Annotated in this window: 20 protein-coding genes; 10 read left to right on the top strand and 10 right to left on the bottom strand. The window is 71.2% G+C overall.

The window, feature by feature from the left end; all coding sequences use genetic code 11:
- Positions 1 to 13: 13 nt before the first annotated feature.
- The 3 genes from tesB (at position 14) to A5481_RS05345 (ending at position 3,073) form a co-directional block, all read left to right on the top strand.
- A complete protein-coding gene (gene tesB / locus A5481_RS05355; RefSeq protein ID WP_048435349.1) occupies positions 14 to 892 on the top strand; it encodes an acyl-CoA thioesterase II in 879 nt (292 codons plus the stop codon).
- Between the two features lie 257 nt (positions 893 to 1,149).
- The gene (locus tag A5481_RS05350; RefSeq protein WP_048435350.1) at positions 1,150 to 1,488 is read left to right on the top strand and encodes a P-II family nitrogen regulator; all 339 of its coding nucleotides are present in this window, start codon (positions 1,150 to 1,152) and stop codon (positions 1,486 to 1,488) included.
- Between the two features lie 82 nt (positions 1,489 to 1,570).
- A complete protein-coding gene (locus A5481_RS05345; protein ID WP_048435351.1) occupies positions 1,571 to 3,073 on the top strand; it encodes an ammonium transporter in 1,503 nt (500 codons plus the stop codon).
- A gap of 610 nt (positions 3,074 to 3,683) precedes the next feature.
- Here A5481_RS05345 and A5481_RS05340 read toward each other — a convergent pair.
- Positions 3,684 to 4,109, bottom strand: a complete 426-nt coding sequence (locus A5481_RS05340) for a nucleotidyltransferase domain-containing protein (protein WP_064503809.1) — start codon at positions 4,107 to 4,109, stop codon at positions 3,684 to 3,686.
- Positions 4,110 to 4,290: 181 nt separating this feature from the next.
- Here A5481_RS05340 and A5481_RS05335 point away from each other — a divergent pair, with 181 nt between their 5' ends.
- Positions 4,291 to 6,894: an FtsK/SpoIIIE family DNA translocase gene (locus A5481_RS05335; protein ID WP_048435352.1), complete on the top strand. Its 2,604-nt coding sequence runs from the start codon at positions 4,291 to 4,293 to the stop codon at positions 6,892 to 6,894.
- Positions 6,895 to 6,915: 21 nt separating this feature from the next.
- On the opposite strand, the gene A5481_RS05330 is transcribed toward A5481_RS05335, so the two are convergent.
- Positions 6,916 to 8,037: an NADH:flavin oxidoreductase/NADH oxidase gene (locus tag A5481_RS05330; protein WP_048435353.1), complete on the bottom strand. Its 1,122-nt coding sequence runs from the start codon at positions 8,035 to 8,037 to the stop codon at positions 6,916 to 6,918.
- Between the two features lie 140 nt (positions 8,038 to 8,177).
- Entirely contained in the window at positions 8,178 to 8,654 is a 477-nt protein-coding gene (locus tag A5481_RS05325; protein ID WP_245238988.1) for a hypothetical protein, read from the bottom strand.
- A 324-nt stretch (positions 8,655 to 8,978) separates the two neighbouring features.
- Here A5481_RS05325 and A5481_RS05320 point away from each other — a divergent pair, with 324 nt between their 5' ends.
- Positions 8,979 to 10,208: a sensor domain-containing phosphodiesterase gene (locus tag A5481_RS05320; protein ID WP_053082460.1), complete on the top strand. Its 1,230-nt coding sequence runs from the start codon at positions 8,979 to 8,981 to the stop codon at positions 10,206 to 10,208.
- Positions 10,209 to 10,218: 10 nt separating this feature from the next.
- Here A5481_RS05320 and A5481_RS05315 read toward each other — a convergent pair whose 3' ends face one another.
- The 3 genes from A5481_RS05315 to A5481_RS33270 form a co-directional block, all read right to left on the bottom strand.
- Entirely contained in the window at positions 10,219 to 12,129 is a 1,911-nt protein-coding gene (locus A5481_RS05315) for a propionyl-CoA synthetase (RefSeq protein ID WP_048435355.1), read from the bottom strand.
- Positions 12,130 to 12,155: 26 nt separating this feature from the next.
- Complete coding sequence (locus A5481_RS05310; RefSeq protein WP_156311953.1) at positions 12,156 to 13,268, bottom strand: hypothetical protein; 1,113 nt, start codon at positions 13,266 to 13,268, stop codon at positions 12,156 to 12,158.
- Between the two features lie 103 nt (positions 13,269 to 13,371).
- Positions 13,372 to 13,803, bottom strand: coding sequence for a MarR family winged helix-turn-helix transcriptional regulator (locus A5481_RS33270; RefSeq protein WP_210179212.1), 432 nt, complete (start codon positions 13,801 to 13,803; stop codon positions 13,372 to 13,374).
- A 104-nt stretch (positions 13,804 to 13,907) separates the two neighbouring features.
- Between A5481_RS33270 and A5481_RS05300 the strand changes: the two genes are divergently transcribed.
- Positions 13,908 to 15,548, top strand: a complete 1,641-nt coding sequence (locus tag A5481_RS05300; protein ID WP_425339752.1) for an acyl-CoA synthetase — start codon at positions 13,908 to 13,910, stop codon at positions 15,546 to 15,548.
- A 170-nt stretch (positions 15,549 to 15,718) separates the two neighbouring features.
- Here the strand turns inward: A5481_RS05300 and A5481_RS05295 are convergent, their stop codons facing one another.
- Entirely contained in the window at positions 15,719 to 15,904 is a 186-nt protein-coding gene (locus tag A5481_RS05295) for a YdcH family protein (RefSeq protein ID WP_048435357.1), read from the bottom strand.
- A 213-nt stretch (positions 15,905 to 16,117) separates the two neighbouring features.
- Here A5481_RS05295 and A5481_RS05290 point away from each other — a divergent pair, with 213 nt between their 5' ends.
- The 4 genes from A5481_RS05290 (at position 16,118) to A5481_RS05275 (ending at position 19,270) form a co-directional block, all read left to right on the top strand.
- Entirely contained in the window at positions 16,118 to 16,336 is a 219-nt protein-coding gene (locus tag A5481_RS05290; protein ID WP_048435358.1) for a YdcH family protein, read from the top strand.
- Positions 16,337 to 16,516: 180 nt separating this feature from the next.
- Entirely contained in the window at positions 16,517 to 17,014 is a 498-nt protein-coding gene (purE, locus tag A5481_RS05285; protein WP_048435359.1) for a 5-(carboxyamino)imidazole ribonucleotide mutase, read from the top strand.
- A gap of 74 nt (positions 17,015 to 17,088) precedes the next feature.
- Positions 17,089 to 18,138: a 5-(carboxyamino)imidazole ribonucleotide synthase gene (locus A5481_RS05280; protein WP_425339753.1), complete on the top strand. Its 1,050-nt coding sequence runs from the start codon at positions 17,089 to 17,091 to the stop codon at positions 18,136 to 18,138.
- 250 nt (positions 18,139 to 18,388) lie between these two features.
- Positions 18,389 to 19,270 carry a tetratricopeptide repeat protein gene (locus A5481_RS05275; protein ID WP_048435361.1) on the top strand — a complete coding sequence of 294 codons (882 nt, stop codon included), beginning with the start codon at positions 18,389 to 18,391 and terminating at the stop codon, positions 19,268 to 19,270.
- 250 nt (positions 19,271 to 19,520) lie between these two features.
- Here A5481_RS05275 and A5481_RS05270 read toward each other — a convergent pair whose 3' ends face one another.
- The 3 genes from A5481_RS05270 to A5481_RS05260 form a co-directional block, all read right to left on the bottom strand.
- A complete protein-coding gene (locus A5481_RS05270; RefSeq protein WP_048435362.1) occupies positions 19,521 to 19,967 on the bottom strand; it encodes a GNAT family N-acetyltransferase in 447 nt (148 codons plus the stop codon).
- A gap of 114 nt (positions 19,968 to 20,081) precedes the next feature.
- A complete protein-coding gene (gene glpX / locus A5481_RS05265; protein ID WP_048435363.1) occupies positions 20,082 to 21,080 on the bottom strand; it encodes a class II fructose-bisphosphatase in 999 nt (332 codons plus the stop codon).
- Between the two features lie 147 nt (positions 21,081 to 21,227).
- Complete coding sequence (locus tag A5481_RS05260; protein WP_048435364.1) at positions 21,228 to 22,550, bottom strand: homoserine dehydrogenase; 1,323 nt, start codon at positions 22,548 to 22,550, stop codon at positions 21,228 to 21,230.
- Positions 22,551 to 22,657: the final 107 nt, after the last annotated feature.

The raw sequence follows: 22,657 nt of genomic DNA, 5'->3' as shown, positions 1-22,657 counted from the left end.
CGGATATAGTCCCTTGCGCGCGGTCGCCGACCTCCTCGACATCCTCGACCTGGAGCCGCTGGAGCAGAACCTCTTCCGCGGTCGCTCGCCGAAGGATCGCTGGCAGCGGGTCTTCGGCGGCCAGGTGATCGGCCAGGCGCTCGTCGCCGCGACCCGGACGGTGCCGCCGGAGCGCCGGCCGCACTCGCTCCACGGCTATTTCCTGCTCGGCGGCGACCCGAAGGTGCCGATCGTCTACGAGGTCGACCGCATCCGCGACGGCCGCAGCTTCACCACGCGCCGCGTGGTGGCGATCCAGCACGGCCGCCCGATCTTCTCGATGTCGGCCTCCTACCACGTCGAGGAGCCGGGCTTCGACCATCAGGCGACGATGCCGGCGGTGCCGATGCCCGAGGACCTGCCGGGCGAAAGCGCCCTCAAGGCCTCGATGCTGCCGCGCATGCCCGAGCCGGTGCGGGCCTATTTCGAGCGCGAGCGGCCGATCGAGCTGCGCCCGGTCGAGCTCGCCCGCTACGCCTCACGCGAGCCCGGGCCGGCGCGCTTCCACGTCTGGATCCGGGCGACCTCGCCCCTGCCGGACGATCCGGCGATCCACCAGGCGGTGCTGGCCTACGCCTCCGACATGACGCTGCTCGACACCTCGCTCAGCCCCCACGGCCGCACGGTGTTCGAGAGCGAGATCCAGCCGGCGAGCCTCGACCACGCCCTGTGGTTCCACCGGCCGTTCCGGGCCGACGAGTGGCTGCTCTACGCCCAGGACAGCCCGAGCGCGTCGGGCGGCTGCGGCTTCTCCCGCGGGCTGATCTTCACCCGCGACGGCACCCTGGTCGCTTCCGTGGCGCAGGAAGGCATGATCCGCCGCAAGCGCGTCGCCCCCGAGCCGGAGGCCTGACCGGGTTTCTGCCTCTCTGTTGGGCAATTGGCGGTTTTTTCAGCTGCATTGCCGCCGGGAGCGGCTTCAATCTCCGCAATCGGCCCAGGAACCGGGCAGCTTGTCCGTAGGTCCGGTGCGGATTTCTGGCACGAACCTTGATTTACCCCATTCGAGACCGGCGCCGGGACCAGGGGGTCAACCTGGAGGCTCCGGATCACGCCCCGACCCGGCCCCGGCGCCGGGCGGGGGCGCCAATTCGAAAGGGGGCCCGTCCCATGAAGATCGTCATGGCCATCATCAAGCCGTTCAAGCTGGAGGAGGTCCGCGACGCCCTCACCAGCATCGGCGTGCACGGCCTGACCGTGACCGAAGTGAAGGGCTACGGCCGGCAGAAGGGGCATACCGAGATCTATCGCGGGGCCGAATACGCCGTCAGCTTCCTGCCCAAGCTCAAGATCGAGGTGGCGGTCGCCGTCGACCTCGTCGCGAACGTCGTCGACACCATCGCGGCGGCCGCCCGCACCGGCCAGATCGGCGACGGCAAGATCTTCGTGATGCCGCTCGAGAAGGCCGTGCGCATCCGCACCGGCGAGACCGACGCCGACGCCCTCTGAGGCGGTCCGGGCGGGGCCTCGTCGAGCGCCCCGCCACCCCTTTCCCGTCATTGCCTTCGATCCCATCGGGAGTTCCTCTTCCATGAAGCTTCGCAACGTCCTGGCTCTCGGCCTGGGAGGCGCCGCGCTGGCGCTTCTGCTGGTGGAGCCGTCCCTGGCGCAGACGCCCACCGTCGAGGCCGCGCCGGCCGCGGCGGCGGCGCCGGTGCCGAACAAGGGCGACACCGCCTGGATGCTGATCTCGTCCGCGCTGGTGCTGATGATGTCGGTGCCGGGCCTGGCGCTGTTCTACGGCGGCCTCGTGCGCACCAAGAACATGCTGTCGCTGCTGACCCAGGTCTTCGCCATCGTCTGCCTCGCCTGCATCATCTGGGTGTTCTTCGGCTACAGCCTCGCCTTCACCAACGGCGGCGGGCTCAACGACTTCGTCGGCGGCTTCTCGAAGGCGTTCCTGCGCGGCGTCGACGCCAACTCGGTCGCGGCGACGTTCTCGAACGGCGTCGTCATCCCCGAATACGTCTACATCTGCTTCCAGATGACGTTCGCGATGATCACCCCGGCGCTGATCGTCGGCGCCTTCGCGGAGCGTATGAAGTTCTCGGCCCTGCTGCTGTTCTGCACGCTGTGGCTGATCTTCATCTACTTCCCGATGGCCCACATGGTCTGGTACTGGGGCGGCCCCGATGCGGTCGGCAACGCCGCCAAGGCGCTGGCTGCCGCCACCGACGAGGCCTCCAAGAAGGCGGCCCAGGACGCGCTCGACGCCGTCAACGCCGATGCCGGCCTGCTGTTCAAGTGGGGCGCCCTCGACTTCGCCGGCGGCACCGTGGTCCACATCAACGCGGGCATCGCCGGCATCGTCGGCTGCCTGATGATCGGCAAGCGTATCGGCTACGGCCGCGACCTGCTCGCCCCGCACTCGCTGACCATGACGATGATCGGCGCCGCGCTGCTCTGGGTCGGCTGGTTCGGCTTCAACGCCGGCTCCAACCTCGAGGCCAACGGCTCGGCCGCGCTCGCGATGATCAACACCTTCGTGGCCACCGCGGCGGCCGGCCTGTCCTGGCTGTTCGTGGAGTGGGCCGCCAAGGGCAAGCCCTCGCTGCTCGGCATGCTCTCGGGCGCGGTCGCCGGCCTCGTCGCGATCACCCCGGCCTGCGGCTTCGCCGGCCCGATGGGCTCGATCGTGCTCGGCCTCGTCGCCGGCGCCGTCTGCTTCGTGATGTGCTCGACCGTCAAGAACGCGCTCGGCTACGACGACTCCCTCGACGTCTTCGGCGTGCACTGCGTCGGCGGCATCCTGGGCGCGCTCGCCACCGGCATCCTGGTCAACCCGGCCCTCGGCGGCGTCGGCGCCCCCGACTACGCGGCGAAGCCCGGCGAGCTGGTGGCCGCGGCCTACGAGTTCGGCCCGGCCTTCCTGTCCCAGGCCAAGGCGGTCGGCTTCACCATCCTGTGGTCGGGCATCGGCTCGGCGATCCTCTACAAGATCGTCGACGTGGTGGTCGGCCTGCGCGTGACCCAGGACGAGGAGCGCGAGGGCCTCGATCTCGCCGATCACGGCGAGCGGGCCTACAACTACTGAGACGCGGAGCCGGGGCGTGCGCGCCCCGGCTCGTCGGAATGCGGGAAGCCCCGGTGCGACGGCGCCGGGGCTTTCTTACGTCAGGGTACGATTTATCTTAGGTTGACAGAGACTGCCGCCGGCCCGGACCTCGATGGAGCGCCGGCGCAAGGCTACCGCTGGGTCGAGCGCATTACCCTGATGATATCCGAGGGCCGGCAGTGAGAAGTACCGTCTTCGGCTCGGTCTTTTCGACCCTACGCCGGCTGCTCATTCTCGTCGGCGTGGTGGCTGTCTTGGGGTACGGTGGTGTTTGTCTTATGCGAGCACTGAATCGCGCAGGGGATCAACCAGCGATCCAACTCTATCCATCACCGGACGGGCAGATGGTGGCGGTAATTATACGCCGCGAAGGCGGACAGTTTCTCGCTCCCTACTGCTCCGACACGGTCGCGATCCTGCAAGCAACCGATAGCCGCGCGCATGCCCTGGACGACGGATACGCGGTGTTTACGGGGGACTGCTCGCGGAGCGGCCCCGCCGTCGCGTGGAAGACGAGTCACAACCTGCAGATCGATTTTCAGATTGCCTGGAGTGCCGACGGCGAGACCGATACCTTTTCGCTCAAAAATCAAGATCGATCGGCATCAGTGAAAGTGTCTTTCAGCGGGCGGGAGCCGTAGGCCGGCACCACGTCGATCGTGACCCCTTCACTCCTGATATCATCGATCAACCCAGGATTGCTGAAGGCCTCCGGCCGCTCGAACTCGTCCTCCCACAGCGGGACCGCCTGGACCAGAATCCCGGTTTCCAGCATCACCATGAAGGCGATCTCCGCCATCTCGCCCGCGATCCGGTACCGCTTACCGGGGGGGCCGTGCAGGATCACCGCGAGGTCGGCGTCGCTGTCGGTGCCGTGCGTGCCGCGGGCCCGGCTGCCGAACAGCACGGTCTCCTTCACCGGATAGCGCCCGGCGATGTGGTGCAGGAAGGTCCGGGCCGCATGTGCGGTCTCGGGATCGGGCAGGACGGGATCGGGCAGGACGGGATCGGGCATGGGAGGCCTCGCGCGGCATCGGTGAGGGGCCGATTCCACCGATCCGCCGGAAACCCTAGCAGATCCAGCGCCTTCGCGCCGCTCTCCCGCGATGCCGCAACAGGCGGTTAGCCTTAAATGGGCATTAACCGCACCGCCGCATCCTCATGGTCCAGTTTCGCGTAACCGGTCCTTGTCCCGCATGCGTTCGCTTCGTCGCTCGGCATCGCCCTACGATGGCCTCATCGACACGCTCCGCGCGTTCCTGACGCGGCGGGCGACTGAGGTCACCGGCCTGTCCCTGCTCGTCGGAGCGGCGTGCTTCACGGTGGCCCTGGCGACCTGGTCGATCGACGACCCGAGCCTCAACCACGCTACCTCGCGCACGGCCCGCAACCTGCTCGGCTTCGGCGGCGCGGTGGTGTCGGATCTCGGGATGCAGCTCCTCGGTCTCGGCGCGCTCGCCTTCGCGCTGCCGCCGGCGGTGTGGGGGATGCGGTTGCTGCGCACCCACCGGCTGGCGCGGCTGCAATTGCGGCTGGTGCTGTGGATCATCGGCTTCGGCGCGGCGAGCGGCATGGCGAGCGCCCTGCCGCCGACCGCGCGCTGGCCGCTGCCGACCGGCCTCGGCGGCGTCGCCGGCGACGCGCTGCTGGCCGCCGCCAAGGCGATCGCCGGGCCGGCGGGCGCCTTCGCGGGCTTCCTCTACGCGGCGGTCGCGGTGGTGAGCCTCACCGGCGCCTGCGGCTTCGGGCTGATCGAGGACGAGGACGGCGACGACGAGGCGGAGTCCTTCGCCCCGGTGGTGAGCCGCTACGACGAGCGGCAGGGCCGCCGCGCGCCGGCCCCCCACGACGACGAATCGCCCGGCCTGGGGCTGACCTCCCTCGGGGCGCTCGCCCACCTCGCCATCAGCGCCCGCACCGCCGTGGCGCAGAAGATCGAGGCGGTGCGCGACGGCTCCTGGCGCGGTGGTGCCGCCGATCCCTATTCCGGCAACTCCCCGGCGCTCGCCGCCCGGCGCGCCTTCGCCGAGCCCGGCGACGCGGAGGCCTGGAACGAGCCCGAGGCGGGTCCCGAGCGTCCCGCCCGGACGGGTCGGCGCGAGCCTGTCTTCGCGGACGGAGCGCCGCGCCGGGTCGAGGCCCCGCGCCGGGCCGAGCCGGCACTCGACGACGATGCGGCGGACGAGGAGGACGGCCCGGAGCCCGCCGGCCGAGGCCGGGTCGCGCCCCCTCCCCCGCCAATCCAGACCCGCCGCGCGCCGGCTCCCGTTCCGGCCTCGCCGGATGCCTACGAGCTGCCGGCGCTGACGCTGCTCGCCGAGCCGCGCCACCCGGCGCCGAGCGCCGCGGTGTCGACCGACGCGCTCGAGCAGAACGCCACCCTGCTCGAATCGACGCTGGAGGATTTCGGCGTGCGCGGGGAGATCCTGGCCGTGCGGCCGGGCCCCGTCGTCACGCTCTACGAGCTGGAGCCGGCGCCGGGCACCAAGTCGAGCCGCGTCATCTCGCTCGCCGACGACATCGCCCGCTCGATGTCCGCCATCTCCGCCCGCGTCGCCGTCGTGCAGGGCCGCAACGCCATCGGCATCGAGCTGCCGAACGCGCGCCGCGAGACGGTGTACCTGCGCGAGCTCCTGGCCTCGCCGGCCTTCGCCGAGACCAAGCAGAAGCTCGCGCTCTGCTTGGGAAAAAACATCGGCGGCGAGGCGATCATCGCCGATCTCGCCCGCATGCCCCACCTGCTCGTCGCCGGTACCACCGGCTCGGGCAAGTCGGTCGCCATCAACACCATGATCCTGTCGCTGCTCTACCGGATGACCCCGGAGGAGTGCCGCCTGATCATGGTCGATCCCAAGATGCTGGAGCTCTCGGTCTACGACGGCATCCCGCACCTGCTCTCGCCCGTCGTCACCGACCCCAAGAAGGCGGTCATCGCCCTCAAATGGGCGGTGCGCGAGATGGAGGAGCGCTACAAGAAGATGTCGAAGCTGGGCGTGCGCAACATCGACGGCTTCAACGCCCGGGTGGCGGAGGCGCGCGCGCGCGGCGAGGTGATCACCCGCACGGTCCAGACCGGCTTCGACCGCGAGACCGGCGAGGCGATCTACGAGGACGAGATGATGGATCTCGCCCCGCTCCCCTACATCGTGATCGTGGTCGACGAGATGGCCGACCTGATGATGGTGGCGGGCAAGGACATCGAAGGGGCGATCCAGCGCCTCGCCCAGATGGCGCGGGCGGCGGGCCTGCACCTGATCATGGCGACGCAGCGTCCGTCGGTGGACGTGATCACCGGCACAATCAAGGCGAACTTCCCGACCCGGATCTCGTTCCAGGTGACCTCGAAGATCGACTCGCGGACGATCCTCGGCGAGATGGGGGCCGAGCAGCTGCTGGGCCAGGGCGACATGCTGTTCATGGCCGGCGGCGGGCGCACGACCCGGGTGCACGGGCCGTTCTGCTCTGACGACGAGGTCGAGCAGGTGGTGGCCCACCTCAAGCGCCAGGGCCGTCCGTCCTACCTCGAGGCGGTCACCGCCGAGGAGGGCGAGGAGGAGGCCGACACCCCGGTCATGGATCAGGGCGGCTTCGGAGACCCGTCGGCGGACGTCTACGACCAGGCGGTGGCGGTGGTCTTGCGCGACAAGAAGGCGTCGACGAGCTACATCCAGCGGCGTCTGCAGATCGGCTACAACCGGGCGGCCTCGCTGATGGAGCGGATGGAGCGCGAGGGCATCGTCGGTCCCGCCAACCATGCCGGCAAGCGCGAGATCCTGCTGGAGGACGGGCAGGACGGCTGATGCCGTCCCACCCGGCCCGCCTCAGCGCTGGCCGAAGCTCGATTCCTTGAACAGGTCCTTGAGGTGGTGCGGCTGCGAGCGCCAGTACTGCTTCGGCGCGCGGACCCGGCCGCCGAGCTCGGCGGCGGCGTGCCAGGGCCAGCGCGGGTCGTAGAGGAGGGCGCGGGCGAGCGAGACCGCGTCGGCCCGGCCCTCGACCAGGATCGACTCGGCCTGGCGCGGCTCGGTGATGAGGCCGACCGCGATGGTGACGAGGTCGGTCGCCGCCCGCACCCGCTCGGCGAAGGGCACCTGGTAGCCGGGGCCGACGGCGATCTTCTGCCGGGGCGAGACGCCGCCGGTCGAGACGTGGATGGCGGCCGCGCCCCGCGCCTTCAGGCCTTCCGCGAAGGCGATGGTCTGCTCGACCTCCCAGCCCTCCTCGACCCAGTCCGTCGCCGAGACCCGGGCCCAGACCGGCCGGCCGGCCGGAAACACCTCCCGGACGGCGTCGAACACCTCGAGCGGGAAGCGCATCCGGTTCTCGAGGCTGCCGCCATAGGCGTCGGTCCGCCGGTTGGCGAGCGGCGACAGGAACTGGTGCAGCAGGTAGCCGTGCGCCGCATGGATCTCCGCCGCCTCGATGCCGAGGCGTACCGCCCGCCGGGCGGTGGCGGCGAACCCGTCGCGGATGCGCTTCATGTCCTCGCGGTCGAGCATGCGCGGCGCCACCTCGCCCTCGGCATGGGGGAGCGGCGACGGCGCCTCGGTGAGCCAGCCGCGGGGCGCGTCCGGCGCCACCTGATGGCCGCCGCGCCACGGCGGCTCGCTCGACGCCTTGCGGCCGGCATGCGCGATCTGGATGCAGACCGGCACCGGTGCGTAGTCCCGCACCGCGTCGAGCACCCGGGCGAGCGCCCGCTCGGTCCCGTCGTCCCACAGGCCCAGATCGCCGGCGGTGATGCGGGCCTCCGGCGACACGGCGGTGGCCTCGAGCGTCAGGAGCCCGGCACCCGAGACCGCGAGCTGGCCGAGATGCATCATGTGCCAATCGGTGGCCTCGCCGTCGCGGGCCGAGTACTGGCACATCGGCGCGACGACGATGCGGTTTTCCAGTTCCAGGCCGTCGAGGCGCAGGGGCTGGAACAGGAGGGGGCTGCTCATGCGGGTACTCCGGGAGAGAATGGCCGCACTGTGACGCGCCGCGCCGGATCGGGCCAGCATCGGCAGCGCAGGGCGCCCGCGCAACGGCGACGGCGCGCGGGGTGCGCCGGCGCACCGCACTCCCGGGACCGGGCCGGGCCCTACCAGCCCCGGCCGAGGCTCACGGCGATCCGGCTCGGGCGGGCATCGACCAGGAGGTGGGCCAGGCTGCGGACCGCCCGGAGTGCCGCCGCTTCCGCCCGTGCCCGGAGCGGTTGAATCTTCGCCTCCGCCAGCCGCTCGCCCGCGCGGACGAGCCGCCCGACGGCGCGCCGCATCTTCGGATCGGCCTGCGTCAGGGCGCAGATATCCGACACGCTGCTGCGCAGCGCATGCATGGTTTCGCGGCCGTCGGCGCCGCCGGACAAGTCGGCGATGGCGCGCTCGGCCTTGCCGACCAGCGCCCTCAGCGATTCCGGCACCGCTTCGAGGCCGTCGCCCGCGGCACAGTCTCGACGTTGCCGCCCTTCGTAGGTATTTAGTCCAAGCATGACGACTTCTCGGGTCGGCTCGACTGCGTGCCGATCATAGGCTACTGGTTTCCGACTATCAAATGTTATCAAGTGCTCGTCTCGCAATGCGCTCTTCGACCACCATCCTATTCCCTCTGACGTTGCGTACGAGGGCGGCAGGGCGAGCCTGCGAAGAGATCGATCGTATTGCGCGGGTGCGCCCACGGATCCCGGGCCCATGCGCGGCGCGCGATCGGCTCCAGGACCTCTGCGTCATGGAAGGTTGGGGGCACACATGACCTGTCGTATCCTGACGAGAAACCGGTGCGCCGGTCGACGGGATGCGGGCGATGCTCGACCCTGCACGACGATGCGACCCGCCATGCTCCTGTTGTTTATACAATCATAAGTTGAGAAACGATCGTGTCGACCGCCGGATCGGATCGTAGGATGCCCCTGCACGCAGTTTTCGGCGACCTGACCGGGAGCGCCAGCGAACAGGTCGTCTCCATTCTGCGTGCCGTCCGCCGCCACCTGGCGATGGATGTCGGCTTCATCTCGGAATTCGTGGCCGGCGATCGGGTGTTCCGCTTCTCGGATGCCGGAACGGCGCACAGCCCGGTCGCGATCGGGGACCACGCGCCGCTCGACCGGAGCTTCTGCTACTACGTGGCGAAGGGGTTGATCCCCGGCCTGCTGCACGACGCCGCCGAGGATCCGGTCGCGGCCGGGCTCGCCGCCACCCGCGACCTGCCGGTCGGGGCCCATCTGAGCGTGCCGCTGCGCCACCGGGACGGCGAGGTCTACGGGACGCTGTGCTGCTTCAGCTTCACGCCGGACCGCAGCCTCACGACGCGCGATCTCGGCATCCTGCGCCTGTGCGCGGATCTCGTGGAAGCCATCCTGCGGACCGACCGCGACGCGGCGCGCGAACGGGAGGGGCGGCGCCGGCGCATCGCCGACGCCGTCGCGGCGGAGGCCGTCGAGATGGTCTTCCAGCCGATCTACCGCACCGCCGACGGGAGCCTCTCCGCCTTCGAGGCCCTGGCGCGCTTCGCGCCGGTCCCCGGGATGGGCCCGGATGCCTGGTTCGCGCAGGCCGCGGAGGTCGGGCTCGGCGAGGAGCTGGAATTCCTCGCCCTGCGCAAGGCCCTGCGCGCGTTTCCGGACCTGCCCGCCGGGGTCAGGCTGTCGGTCAACCTCTCGCCGGCGGCCCTCGTCTCGCCCCGCCTCGCCAAGATGCTGGCGGACGCGCCGCTCGACCGGCTGGTGGTCGAGCTGACCGAGCACGCGGCGGTCGCCTCCTACGAGGCCCTGCGCGACGGGCTGGGGCCGCTCCGGAGCCGGGGGCTGGGCCTCGCCATCGACGATGTCGGGGCCGGCCACGCGACGCTGCGGCACGTGCTCGACCTCGCGCCGGAGATCATCAAGCTCGACATGAGCCTGATCCGGGCCATCGACATCCATTCCGGCCGCCGCGCCCTGACCGAGGCGCTGACGGGATACGGCCGGCGGATCGGATGCGAGATCGTCGCCGAGGGGGTGGAGACCGCGGCCGAGTACGCGGTGCTGCGGGGCATCGGCGTGACGCGGGTGCAGGGCTTCCTGACCGGCCGGCCGATGCCGCTCCGCGAGGCGGCGGTCCTTCCGCCCTACGGGCCCGCCGCCCTCGGGGGCTGACCCCGGCCCGTCATCCCAGCCCCCGCTCCCGCAGAGCCCCGCCGATCTCCTCCAGCACGCCGGCATCCTCGATCGTCGGCGGCACCGTCCAGGCTTCCCCGTCGGCGATCTTCTTCATCGTGCCGCGCAGGATCTTGCCCGATCGGGTCTTGGGCAGCCGCCCGACCGTGAGAGCGAGGCGGAAGGCGGCGACCGGGCCGATGCGCTCGCGCACCAGCGCCACCAGCTCGCGCTCGATGACGTCCGGGCCCTGCGCGGCGCCGGCCTTCAGCACCACGAAGCCGCAGGGCGCCTCGCCCTTGAGCGCGTCGCGGATGCCGATCACGGCGCATTCCGCCACGGCCGGGTGGGAGGCCAGCACCTCCTCCATGCCGCCGGTCGAGAGGCGGTGGCCGGCGACGTTGATGATGTCGTCGGTGCGGCCCATCACCGAGACGTAGCCGTCCTCGTCGAGGAACCCGGCATCCTGGGTGTTGTAGTAGCCCGGATAGGTCGCGAGGTAGCTCTCGCGGAAGCGTTCGTCCTGCCGCCACAGGGTCGGCAGCGCCCCGGGGGGCAGCGGCAGCCGGATCGCGATCGTCCCCATGGCGTTGGCCGGCACCGGCCGGCCGGCCTCGTCGAGCACCTGCACGTCCCAGCCCGGCATCGCCACCGTCGGGCTGCCGTGCTTGACCGGCAGCGCGCCGAGCCCGACCGGGTTGGCGGCGATCGGCCAGCCGGTCTCGGTCTGCCACCAATGGTCGATGACCGGCACGCCCAGGGCCCGCTCGGCCCAGGCCACGGTGTCGGGGTCCGCCCGCTCGCCGGCAAGGAACAGGGTGCGGAAGCGCGACAGGTCGTGGCCGGCCATCAGCCGCGCTTCCGGATCCTCCTTCTTCACCGCCCGGAGCGCCGTCGGCGCGGTGAACAGCGCCACCGCCCCGGTCTCGGCGATCACGCGCCAGAACGCGCCGGCATCCGGCGTGCCGACCGGCTTGCCCTCGTAGAGCACCGTGGTGCAGCCGTGCAGCAGCGGGCCGTAGACGATGTAGGAATGGCCCACCACCCAGCCGACGTCGGAGGCGCACCAGTAGGTCTCGCCGGGGGCGACGCCGTAGAGGTTCGGCATCGACCAGGCGAGCGCCACGAGGTAGCCGCCGGTGTCGCGCACCACGCCCTTCGGCTTGCCGGTGGTGCCGGACGTGTAGAGCACGTAGAGCGGATCGGTGGCGGGAACCGGCATGCAGGGCGCGGCGCGGCCCGCCTGCTTGGCCGCCGCCACGGTCTCGGCCCAGTCGCGGTCGCGCCCCTCGACCATCGTGGCGGGACCTTGCGGGCGCTGCAGGATCAGGCACGATCCGGGCTTGTGCGAGGAGAGCCGGCAGGCCTCGTCGAGGAGCGGCTTGTAGGCGACGACCCGCGCCGGCTCGATGCCGCAGGAGGCGGCGAGCACCACCTTGGGCTCGGCATCCTCGATGCGGGCGGCGAGCTCGCGGGCGGCGAAGCCCCCGAACACCACCGAGTGCACCGCGCCGATGCGGGCGCAGGCCAGCATGCCGAACAGGGCCTCGGGCACCATCGGCATGTACAGGACCACCCGGTCGCCGCGCCCGACGCCGAGATCCTGCAGCACCGCGGCGAGCGCCGCGACCTCGTCCTTGAGCGCGGCGTAGGAGATCCGCCGCTTCGTCCCGGTGACGGGCGAATCGTACAGGATCGCCGCCTGCTCGCCGCGCCCGGCGGCGACGTGGCGGTCGACGGCGTTGTGGCAGGCATTGACCGCGGCGCCGGGAAACCAGCGGCCGTACACCCCCTCCTCCGGCGCGAAGACGCGGGAGGGCGGCGTCGCCCACTCGATCGCCCGCGCGGCCGCGCCCCAGAACGCCTCCGGGTCGCGCTGCCAGGCGGCGTAGGTCTCCGGGTAGCGGCTCGGGCTCGCCATTGCGTCTCCTCCGGTGATCCGCCGGGTCACCGGCGGTTTCGCGGATTGTCCCGGACTCGTCGGCGGCGGGCAAGAGACCGCCACAGCATCTGGCGGATCGTTTCGCGCGGCGGCGCGGCTCCCGCCCCCGGCATCCCCCCGGGCGGCGGCATGCCGCCGCCGGATGCCGCCGTCAGGTGCCTGAGCGCGATCTCGACGGTCGAAGGGCCGACGAGGTCCACCAGCCAGCGCCCGAGCATCAAGGCCTTCAGGCGAGGATCGATGTCGTCGACGCCGAGCTGGGCGATGCGGATGCGCAGCTCCCCCACCCCGTCCGTCGGCACCGGCCGCCCGAGGTTGATGCAGGCATCCGCCAGCTGCTGCGCCTTCAGGACGTCGAAGCCGTCCATCAGCGTGACGATCGCGTCGGTGCGGCTGTCTCCCGCCAGGGGATCGTAGCCGATATAGGGGCCGAGATCCGTCACGGCCTGCTTCAGCACGTCGGTGCCGACGACGTTCATCAGCAGCAGGCCGAGATTGGCGGCGCTGACCTCCGGCGGCACGCCGAGGGGCGCGATCTCCTTGACCTGCGTGGCGAGGTCCCTCTGCTCGCGGGCGGGGATGTTCTGCATCAGGGCGAAGCAGTAGACCGGGAGCGCGATCTTGGCGCGCTCGAACGACACGTCCTTCATGATCGCCTGGACCGCGCTGCCCCGGGGCGGCGCGACGCTGCGGTCGATGGCACGGTCCGACGCGAACAGCAGCGTGTCGAGCAGGGCCGACGGCCCGAAGCCGATCTCGCCGTCCGCCGTCTTGATCCGGAACAGCGACGAGCGGAACAGCGTCATCGCCCCGAAGCCGGCGGCCAGGATCAGGTACAGCGTCTGCAGGTTGGGCTTTCCCGCCAGGTCGGCGAAGAGCCAGGCGGGCTCGATCATCCGCAGGCAAGCCAGCATCGCCAGGCAGGCCAGGACGTTGACCGTGACGTAGAGCAGGGCCGGCAGGTTGAGGAGCGCGCGGCGCGGATCGCCCTTGTAGCGGGCGACGATCTCGACGGCGCCGGCCATGAAGCCGATCAGGCCGACCCAGATGGCGGGCGGGTCGGACCAGGGAGCCGACAGCCACGCTCCGACCGCCCCGGCGCATTGTTCCCAGACCACGACGCGCATCCCCGCCCTTGACGCAGGGATACTCTAGCCTTGTTCGAATGCGCGTCCATAAACCTGAAGTTGCGGTGCCCTCGGGGTCGTGGCGGAGGCCGCGTCAGAGCACCTTCCGCCCGAGCGTCGTGAGGTCGTAGGCCTTGTCGCTCTGCTTCGCGGTCGGCGCGATCAGCCCCGTCTCGACGCCGTTCTGCAGGGTGCGCGCCAGCATGTCCATGGTCAGGCCGGTGTGCTGCGCGAGATCGACGATCGTCGCGGGTCCGCTGCGCCCGATGCTCTTCACGACGGTCGAGAGAGCGTCGACCCGCGGCGCGGCGTAGCTCGCCCGTGCAGAAGCGTGTCCTTGGTTGCCGGGTTCCTGCATGACCCTGAGGAATGACCCGAAGAGATCGCCGGAAGATCTGCCTGACACGATCGTCGCCCCTGTCAACCGCGGGTTCGCGGACACGAAAATGTAGTTCGACGCGCCGCCGCCAGCAAGACGACGCTGCGCCGCCGGCCCGGCCCCCTCCGTCTTTTTTCGCATCGGCACGTCCGCGCAACGGTGGCACAGTCGGGCCGGACGCCGCGACGACGGGCGGCCGGACGCGCCGCCCTCCAGGAGCGGACACGAGGGGAGCCGCCATGGGAGCCGCCATGACCACCGCCATGACCACGACGATCTACGACCACGGCCTCGACCGCAACCCGGCCAACCACCAGCCGCTGACGCCCCTCACCTTCCTGGAGCGGGCGGCCGCGGTCTTCCCCGACCGGATCGCGGTGATCCATGGCGGCGTGCGGCGCAGCTACCGCGACCTCTACGCCCGTTCCCGGCGCCTCGCCTCGGCCTTGAAGGCCCGCGGCATCGGGCGGGGCGACACGGTGGCGGTGATGCTCGCCAACACCCCGGCGATGATCGAGTGCCATTACGGGGTGCCGATGGCGGGCGCGGTGCTCAACACCCTCAACACGCGGCTCGACGCCGGCATCATCGCCTTCTGCCTCGATCACGGCGAGGCCAAGGTGGTGATCACGGACCGGGAATTCGCCCGCATCATGGGGCCGGCCTTGAAGCGGGCCGGGGTCGAGCCCCTCGTCATCGACTACGACGACCCGGAATACGACGGCCCGGGCGAGCGCCTCGGCGGCCTCGAGTACGAGGATTTCCTCGGCACCGGCGATCCCGGATACGCCTGGGCGATGCCGGGGGACGAGTGGGACGCGATCACGCTCAACTACACGTCCGGCACCACCGGCGACCCGAAGGGCGTGGTCTACCATCATCGCGGCGCGTCGCTGCTCGCGGTCGGCAACGTGGTGGCGGGCAATCTCGGCCGCCACCCGGTCTATCTCTGGACCCTGCCGATGTTCCATTGCAACGGCTGGTGCTTCCCCTGGACCCTGTCGGTGGTGGCCGGCACCCATGTCTGCCTGCGGCAGGTGCGGGCGCGGGCCATGTACGACGCCATCGCGGATCACGGCGTGACCCATCTGTGCGGCGCGCCGATCGTGATGTCGCTCCTCATCAACGCGCCGGAGGCGGAGCGCCGCGCCCTGCCGCACCGGGTCTCGTTCCTCACCGCCGCCGCGCCGCCGCCCGAGGCGGTGCTCGCCGGGATGGCGGAGGCCGGGTTCGACGTCACCCACGTCTACGGCCTGACCGAGACCTACGGCCCGGCGGTGGTCAACGAGTGGCATGCCGACTGGGACGCCCTAAGCCGGGACGAGCGGGCCGCCCGCAAGGCGCGCCAGGGCGTGCGCTACCCGCCGCTCGAGGCCCTCGACGTGCTCGACCCCGAGACGATGGAGCCGGTACCCGCCGACGGCGCGACGCTCGGCGAGGTGATGTTCCGCGGCAACGTGGTGATGCGCGGCTATCTCAAGAATCCGGTCGCCACCGAGGCCGCCTTCCGGGGCGGCTGGTTCCATTCGGGCGATCTCGGGGTGAAGCACCCCGACGGCTACATCCAGCTCAAGGACCGCTCGAAGGACATCATCATCTCGGGCGGCGAGAACATCTCGTCGATCGAGGTCGAGGAGGCCCTGTTCAAGCACCCGGCGGTGGCGGCGGCCGCGGTGGTGGCCAAGCCCGACGAGACATGGGGCGAGACGCCGTGCGCCTTCGTCGAGCTGAAGGGCTCGGAGATGGTCTCGGCCGAGGAGTTGATCGGCTGGTGCCGCCAGTCGCTCGCGGGCTTCAAGGTGCCCAAGCACGTGGTCTTCACGGACTTGCCGAAGACCTCGACCGGCAAGGTGCAGAAATTCGTGCTGCGGGAGATGGCGAAAGCGCTCTGACGGCAAGGACGTCGTGGGAGCGGCATCGTGGGAGTGCCTCGGAGATCGGCCGGGCGCTCTCGCGCGGGGGCCCGCCGTTCTCTCGAACGATGCCCGTTTCGGGCTCGTTTCAGTCTCGGGAGCCGCCGCGCCGAACGCCGGCGCGGCGGCACACGGGCGATTGTTCTGGGCTAGTGCATCACGCGGGTGGACGTCGTCCGCAGACGACTGATCTCATCCTTCAAATGAAGCTTTCGCCGCTTGAGTTCTACAACTCGCAAGTCGTCGGTGGAGAGGTGGGTGATTGCGTCCTGGATCTCACGCTCCAAGGCCTCGTGCTTGCGCTCAAGCTCGGTGAGATGCGTGTGCAGCGACATCAGCCAATGCCTCCTGTCATGTAGGTGACACACGCAGCCTGCCACAGCCCGTGGCGGATGTCTAAGGCATTCCATATTGCAATTGCGTAATGTGCGCCGCGGTGCAAGGCGCGGGAGGGGCTGCACAACCCCGCTCCCGCCCCTGCGACGCCCTTGCCGGAGGCCGGGGGCTGGTTCATGCTTCGCCGCATATCTCCAGGCTTTGGGGCGGCGATGGCGTTCGAGTTGAGTGCGGAATCTGCGGCGGAGTATGAGAGCGAGCTGTCGCGGCTCCGGGAGGAGCATCGCGACCTCGACGACGCGATCGAGGCGTTGTCCGGGGTGATCGCCGGCGACCGCCTGCAACTCCAGCGCCTCAAGAAGCGCAAGCTCTCGCTGCGCGACCGCATCACCTTCCTGGAGGATCAGCTCACGCCGGACATCATCGCCTGACGACGTCCGCCGGCGGCTTCCAGGCCTGCGCCGGCTCATAAGCCTGCGCCGGCTCATAGGCCTGCGGCAGCGTTATAAGCCTGCGGCAGCTTGCACCAAGGCAGGCGCGCCGCTACTGCGACACGATCGGCTGCGGCCCGCTCGCGGCCTGGCAGCGCTTTCTAGAGGATGCGCTTGACGATGGCGGCATCGCCCCCCGTCGCGGTGATCATGGGCAGCCAGTCGGACTGGGCCACGATGCGCCATGCGGCCGAAACCCTCGACGCGCTCGGGATCTCCTACGAGGCGCGCATCGTCTCGGCCCACCGCACCCCGGACCGCCTGGTCGCCTTCGCCAAGGGCGCCAAGGCCGCCGGGATCCGGGTGGTGATCGCGGGGGCCGGCGGCGCCGCCCACCTGCCCGGCATGGCCGCCGCGATGACGCCGCTGCCGGTCTTCGGCGTGCCGGTCGAATCGAAGGCGCTGTCGGGCCAGGACAGCCTGCTGTCGATCGTGCAGATGCCGGCCGGCATCCCGGTCGGGACGCTCGCCATCGGCCGGGCCGGCGCGGTCAACGCGGCGCTGCTGGCCGCCGCCGTCCTGGCCCTGACCGACGACGACCTGGCCCAGCGGCTCGACGCCTGGCGCGCCCGCCAGAGCGCCGCGGTGGCCGAGCACCCGGATACGAGCGCACCGTGAGCACCCCGTCCATCGCTCCCGCCATCGCCCCCGGCGCGACCATCGGCATCATCGGCGGCGGCCAGCTCGGCCGCATGATCGCGGTCGCGGCGGCACAGTACGGCCTCAAGGCCCATATCTACTGCCCCGATCCCGACAGCCCGGCCTTCGACGTGGCGGCCCGGCGCACGATCGCCCCCTACGACGACGCGGCGGCGCTCCAGGCCTTCGCCGAATCCGTCGACGTGGTGACCTACGAGTTCGAGAACATCCCGAGCGCCACCGCCGAGATCCTGGCGGCGCGCCGCCCGCTGCATCCGAGCGCCTCGGCGCTGGCCACCACGCAGGACCGGCTGGCCGAGAAGAGCTTCGTCGCCGGCCTCGGCATCCCGGTGGCGCCGTTCCGGGCGGTGGACGACGCGGCCGGGCTCGCCGAGGCCGTCCGCGAGATCGGCCTGCCGGCGGTGCTCAAGACCCGGCGCTTCGGCTACGACGGCAAGGGCCAGGTGATGCTGCGCCGGGAGGATCTCGGAGCATCGGGCTTCGACCCCGCCGCCGTGATGGCCTCCCTACGCAACCAGCCCTGCATCCTCGAGGGCTTCGTCGCCTTCGAGTCCGAAGTCTCGGTGGTGGCCGCCCGCAACGCGGAAGGCGGCTTCTCGGCCTACGACCCTTGCGCCAACGAGCACCGCCACCACATCCTCGCCCGCACGGTGGTGCCGGCCCCCGGCATGACGGAGGAGACCGCCGCGGAGGCGACGGCGATCGCCCGCACCATCGCGGACGCGCTCGGCTATGTCGGCGTGCTGGCGGTGGAGATGTTCCTGGTGCGCCGGCCGGACGGTAGCGCGGGCGTGGTGGTCAACGAGATCGCGCCGCGGGTCCACAATTCCGGCCACTGGACCATCGAGGGGGCCGAGACCTCGCAATTCGCCCAGCACGTCCGGGCGATCTGCGGCTGGCCGCTCGGCAGCGCGGCGTTGGCCGGCGCCTCGGTCGAGATGCTGAACCTGATCGGCGGCGAGGCCGATGCGTGGAGCCGGATCCTCGCCGAGCCGGGCAGCCACCTCCACCTCTACGGCAAGGGCGAGGCGCGGCCCGGCCGCAAGATGGGCCACCTCACCCGGGTGCGGACCCGGGCCTGACCCCGGGCGGGTGCGGCCCTGCGGCCACACCCGTGCCCCGGCGACGCTCTCCCCTGCCCCTGCGGCGCCGGCAGGCCACACCTTCGCCACATCGCCCCGCACAAGCGTCAGGGGCGCATCGCCTTTAAGCCGGCGTTCACCCCGATCCGGAATGGTCTTCCGGCGACGGGACCTCGGCTGAGGCGGGGCGCGTGCGACGAGGCGATGGTGTGCGGCGCGACGAGGATGCGCCGCCCCTGGGGAGCGGGCGATGAACAACGTGATCGGCTTGAGCCGCGTGACACCGGCGGCCCGGATGCTGGGGGCGACCGTGCTGACCGCGCTGACGCTCGCCGGCTGCGACACCGTCAGCCGGGCGACCGCGACGCGGCAATTCGCGGTGGTCGAGGCCGACAAGTCCGGCGCGACCGAGGTGAACATCGCCTCGCTGTCCGACGTGATCCAGCGCAATCCGAGCGACGCGGCGGCCTACAACACCCGCGGCGCGGCCTATGCCCGGGCGGGCAACTACGATTCGGCGATCGCCGACTTCACCAAGGCGATCCAGCTCAACCCGAGCTCGTCCTCCGCCTACGGCAACCGGGCGCTGGCCTACCGCCAGTCCGGCCGCAACGACGCGGCCCTGCAGGACTTCACCAAGGCGATCAACGCCGACCCGAACTACTCGGCCGCCTATATCGGCCGGGCCAACCTGCAGCGGGCCCTCGGCAACTACGAGGCGGCCTACAGCGACCTCAGCCAGGCGATCCGCCTGACGCCGGAATCGGCCGAGGCCTACCACGCCCGCGGCCTGGTGCGGCAGGCGCAAGGGCAGCACCGCTCCGCGATCGGCGATTTCGACGCCGCGATCGACCGCAACCCCTTCGTCGCCGCGCCCTACGCCGCCCGCGGCCAGAGCCTGATCGCGACGAACCAGTACGACAAGGCGATCGAGGACTACAACGCGGCCCTCAACGTCAACAACAAGGACGCGGATTCCTGGGCCTACCGGGGTCTCGCCTACGAGAAGTCCAACCGCCGCCAGGAGGCGACGGAGAGCTACCAGCGCGCCATCGCCATCGACCAGGGCAACGCGATCGCCAAGCAGGGCCTGGGCCGGATGCAGGGCGGGATGGCGTCGCTGTTCCGGTAGGGCAACCCGAGTCTAACGAATCGGAAGGCTCCCGGCCGGCGCGCCGGGGGCCTTTTTTGCAGGCGCGATCACCGCACCTGCGCGGAACCCTCCTCCCTCTGCGGCAGGGCTGTGCGGGGACAATCCCTCGTGGAACCCAAGGCGCGGGATCCTCTCTCCCGTGGGGACGAGGGGGGCGGCGCCCTCCTCTTCCCCGGACGGCGCGGCCTCCGCGCGGGAGGGTTCTACCCGCGGATCGTGGTGCGGGACCTCACAGCACCTTCCGGTACTGGATGAATCCCGGCCGGTCGGCCAGCGTGTCGTAGAGCGCGCGTGCCGTCACGTTGGCCTCCTGGGTCAGCCAGTAGACACGGCTCGCCCCCGCCTCGCGGGCCGCCGCGTAGACCGCCTCGATCAGCGCCCGGCCGACCCCCTGCCCGCGCGCGGCTTGCGCGGTGAACAGGTCCTGGAGGTAGCAGTACGGCCCGGCGGTCCAGGTCGAGCGGTGGAAGATGTAGTGGACGAGGCCGGTCACGGCGCCGTCCTGCTCGGCCACGAGGGCGTGCATCGGTTCGGCGGGGTCGTGCAGGCGGGTCCAGGTGAGGTCGGTGACCTCGGGCGCGACCGTGGCGCCGTAGAAGCTCAGGTAGCCCTGCCAGAGCGGGTCCCAGGCGGCGCGCTCGTCGGGGCGCAGCGGACGGATGATGGGGCTCGGCATGAGCGGCGAATCCTCGGGTGAGAGACGCCGCAGGGTCGCGGGGAAAGGTTCCCGGATCAAGGGGCCGATCGCGGGGGCCGCACCGGGTTTCCGGCGCGGCCCCCGTGGAGGAGCCTACTTCAGATGGAACTTGTCGAAGTCGCGGTGCTCGGCCTCGATGCGGCGCACGGTGCCGGTATGCGAGCGGTACACCACCGTCTCGGTGCGGATCGTGCTGCGGCCGAACTTGACGCCCTTGACGAGCGCCCCGTCGGTCACGCCGGTCATCGCCACCACGACGTCGCCGCGGGCGAGGTCCTCGAGGGAGTAGAGGCGGTTCGGATCGGCGACGCCCATCTTGGCGGCGCGGTCGCGCTTCTCCTCGGTGTCGAGGATCAGGCGACCCTGCATCTGGCCGCCGATGCAGCGCAGCGCGCCCGCCGCCAGCACGCCCTCGGGGGCGGCGCCGATGCCGAGGTAGATGTCGATGCCGGTCTCCTCGGGCATCGTCGTGAAGATCACGCCGGCGACGTCGCCGTCGGAGATCAGGCGCACGCCCGCGCCCGTCCGGCGGATCGCCGCGATCAGGTCGGTGTGGCGCGGCCGGTCGAGGACGAGCGCGGTGATCTCGGACGGCGGCACGCCCTTGGCCTTGGCCAGCGCGTGGATGTTCTCCTCAGGGCTCGCGTCGAGATGCACGGTGCCGGCCGGGTAGCCCGGGCCGATGGCGATCTTGTGCATGTAGACATCGGGCGCGGCGAGCAGGGTGCCGCCCTCGGCCATCGCCATCACGGCGACCGAGCCCGGCATGTCCTTGGCGCACAACGTGGTGCCCTCGAGCGGGTCGACCGCGATGTCGACCTTCGGGCCGGAGCCGTTGCCGAGGGTCTCGCCGATGAACAGCATCGGGGCCTCGTCGCGCTCGCCCTCGCCGATGACGACGGTGCCGTCGATCGGCAGGCGGTTCAGCTCGCGGCGCATCGCGTCGACGGCGGCCTGGTCGGCGGCCTTCTCGTTGCCCTGGCCGCGCAGGCGTGCCGCGGCCACCGCCGCCCGCTCGGTGACGCGCACCAGCTCGAGGGTCAGGATGCGCTCGATGACCTGGCTCGGTCCCGGCTTCTTGGCGTCCGACATGCGTTGGTGATCCTCGTGCTGGTCCTTGAGGCCGGGTCTTAAAGGAGAAACCGGCGCCGCTGAATTGAATTTTATCAATCGGTCGACCGGCCGCACACGAATCGTGTGGACCCGGCGCAGGACGGATTTTGCGGATGACCGCGCGGCTTACTCGCGCTCGATGCGGATGAGCTGGGGCGGCTCGGACAGGAGGCCGTCCGCCGCCATCGCGTCGAGGCTCGCGCGGATCGCCGCCTCGGTCGCCGCGTAGGTGATCAGCACCAGCGGCACCGGCAGACCCGAGCGGCCGTGCCGGTCGCGCGCCGCGGCGCTCTCGGAGCGGTGCTGCAGGATGCTCTCGAGCGAGATCTCGCGCTCGGCCATCTTGGTCGCGACGCCGGCGGCGACGCCGGGACGGTCGTGCACCGTGAGGCGGATGTAGTAGCCGCCCTCGTGGCGCTGCATCTCGGCCCGCGCCGGGGGGGTGAGGCCCGCCACCGGGCGCCCGAAGGCCGGCGGCACCCGGCCGGCCGCGACGTCGGCGATGTCGGCGACCACCGCCGAGGCGGTGGCCTCGCCGCCGGCGCCGGGGCCGATCAGGGTCAGCTCGCGCAGCGCATCGGTGTCGATGGTGACGGCGTTCGTCACGCCCATCACCTGGGCGATGGCGGAGGATTTCGGCACCATGGTCGGGTGGACCCGCTGCTCGATGCCGGCAGCGGTCGCCTCGGCGACGCCGAGCAGCTTGATCCGGTAGCCGAGCTCGTCGGCCATGCGCAGGTCGAGGGGGGTGATCGCCGAGATGCCCTCGACCGAGACGCCCTCGGCGTCGAGCTCGGTGCCGAAGGCGAGGCTGGTCAGGATGGCGAGCTTGTGGGCGGTGTCGAAGCCCTCGACGTCGAAGGTCGGGTCGGCCTCGGCGTAGCCGAGCGCCTGCGCGTCCTTCAGGCAGGCCTCGAAGGTCAGGCCCTCCAGCTCCATCCGGCTGAGGATGTAGTTGCAGGTGCCGTTGAGGATCCCGTAGACGCGGGAGATCCGGTTGCCGGTCAGCGCCTCGCGCAGGGCCTTGACCACCGGGATGCCGCCCGCCGCCGAGGCCTCGAAGGCGAGCGCGACCTTCGCGGCTTCCGCCGCCCGGGCGAGGCCCGGGCCGTGGCGGGCGAGCAGCGCCTTGTTGGCGGTCACCACGTGCTTGCCCGCGGCGAGCGCCGCCTCGACGGTCTCGCGGGCCTTGCCCTCCGCGCCGCCGATCAGCTCGACCACGCAATCGACCTCCGCCGAGCGGGCGAGGGCGACCGGATCGTCGAACCAGGCGACGCCGGCGAGGTCGAGGCCGCGGTCGCGCGCGCGGTCGCGGGCGGCGACGGCGGTGACGACGACCGGCCGGCCGGCGGTGGCGGAAATCGCCTCGGCGCGGCGCGCGACCATGCGGACGACGGAGGCTCCGACGGTGCCGAGACCGGCGATGCCGAGGCGGAGGGCTTGAGTCATGGCGTGCAATCCGGGCAGGCAGGCGCGTGGAGGCCGTAACCGTGGCGGCCCCGCAGCGGCGTCCTTCTGCAACGGTTTCCGGACCCGTGCAAGGAACCCGCCCCAGA

It is taken from the genome of Methylobacterium platani, from assembly GCF_001653715.1.
Classification (GTDB): domain Bacteria; phylum Pseudomonadota; class Alphaproteobacteria; order Rhizobiales; family Beijerinckiaceae; genus Methylobacterium; species Methylobacterium platani.
The sequence above is the reverse complement of the archived record's forward strand: the minus strand, read 5'-3'. Positions and strand labels throughout refer to the sequence as shown.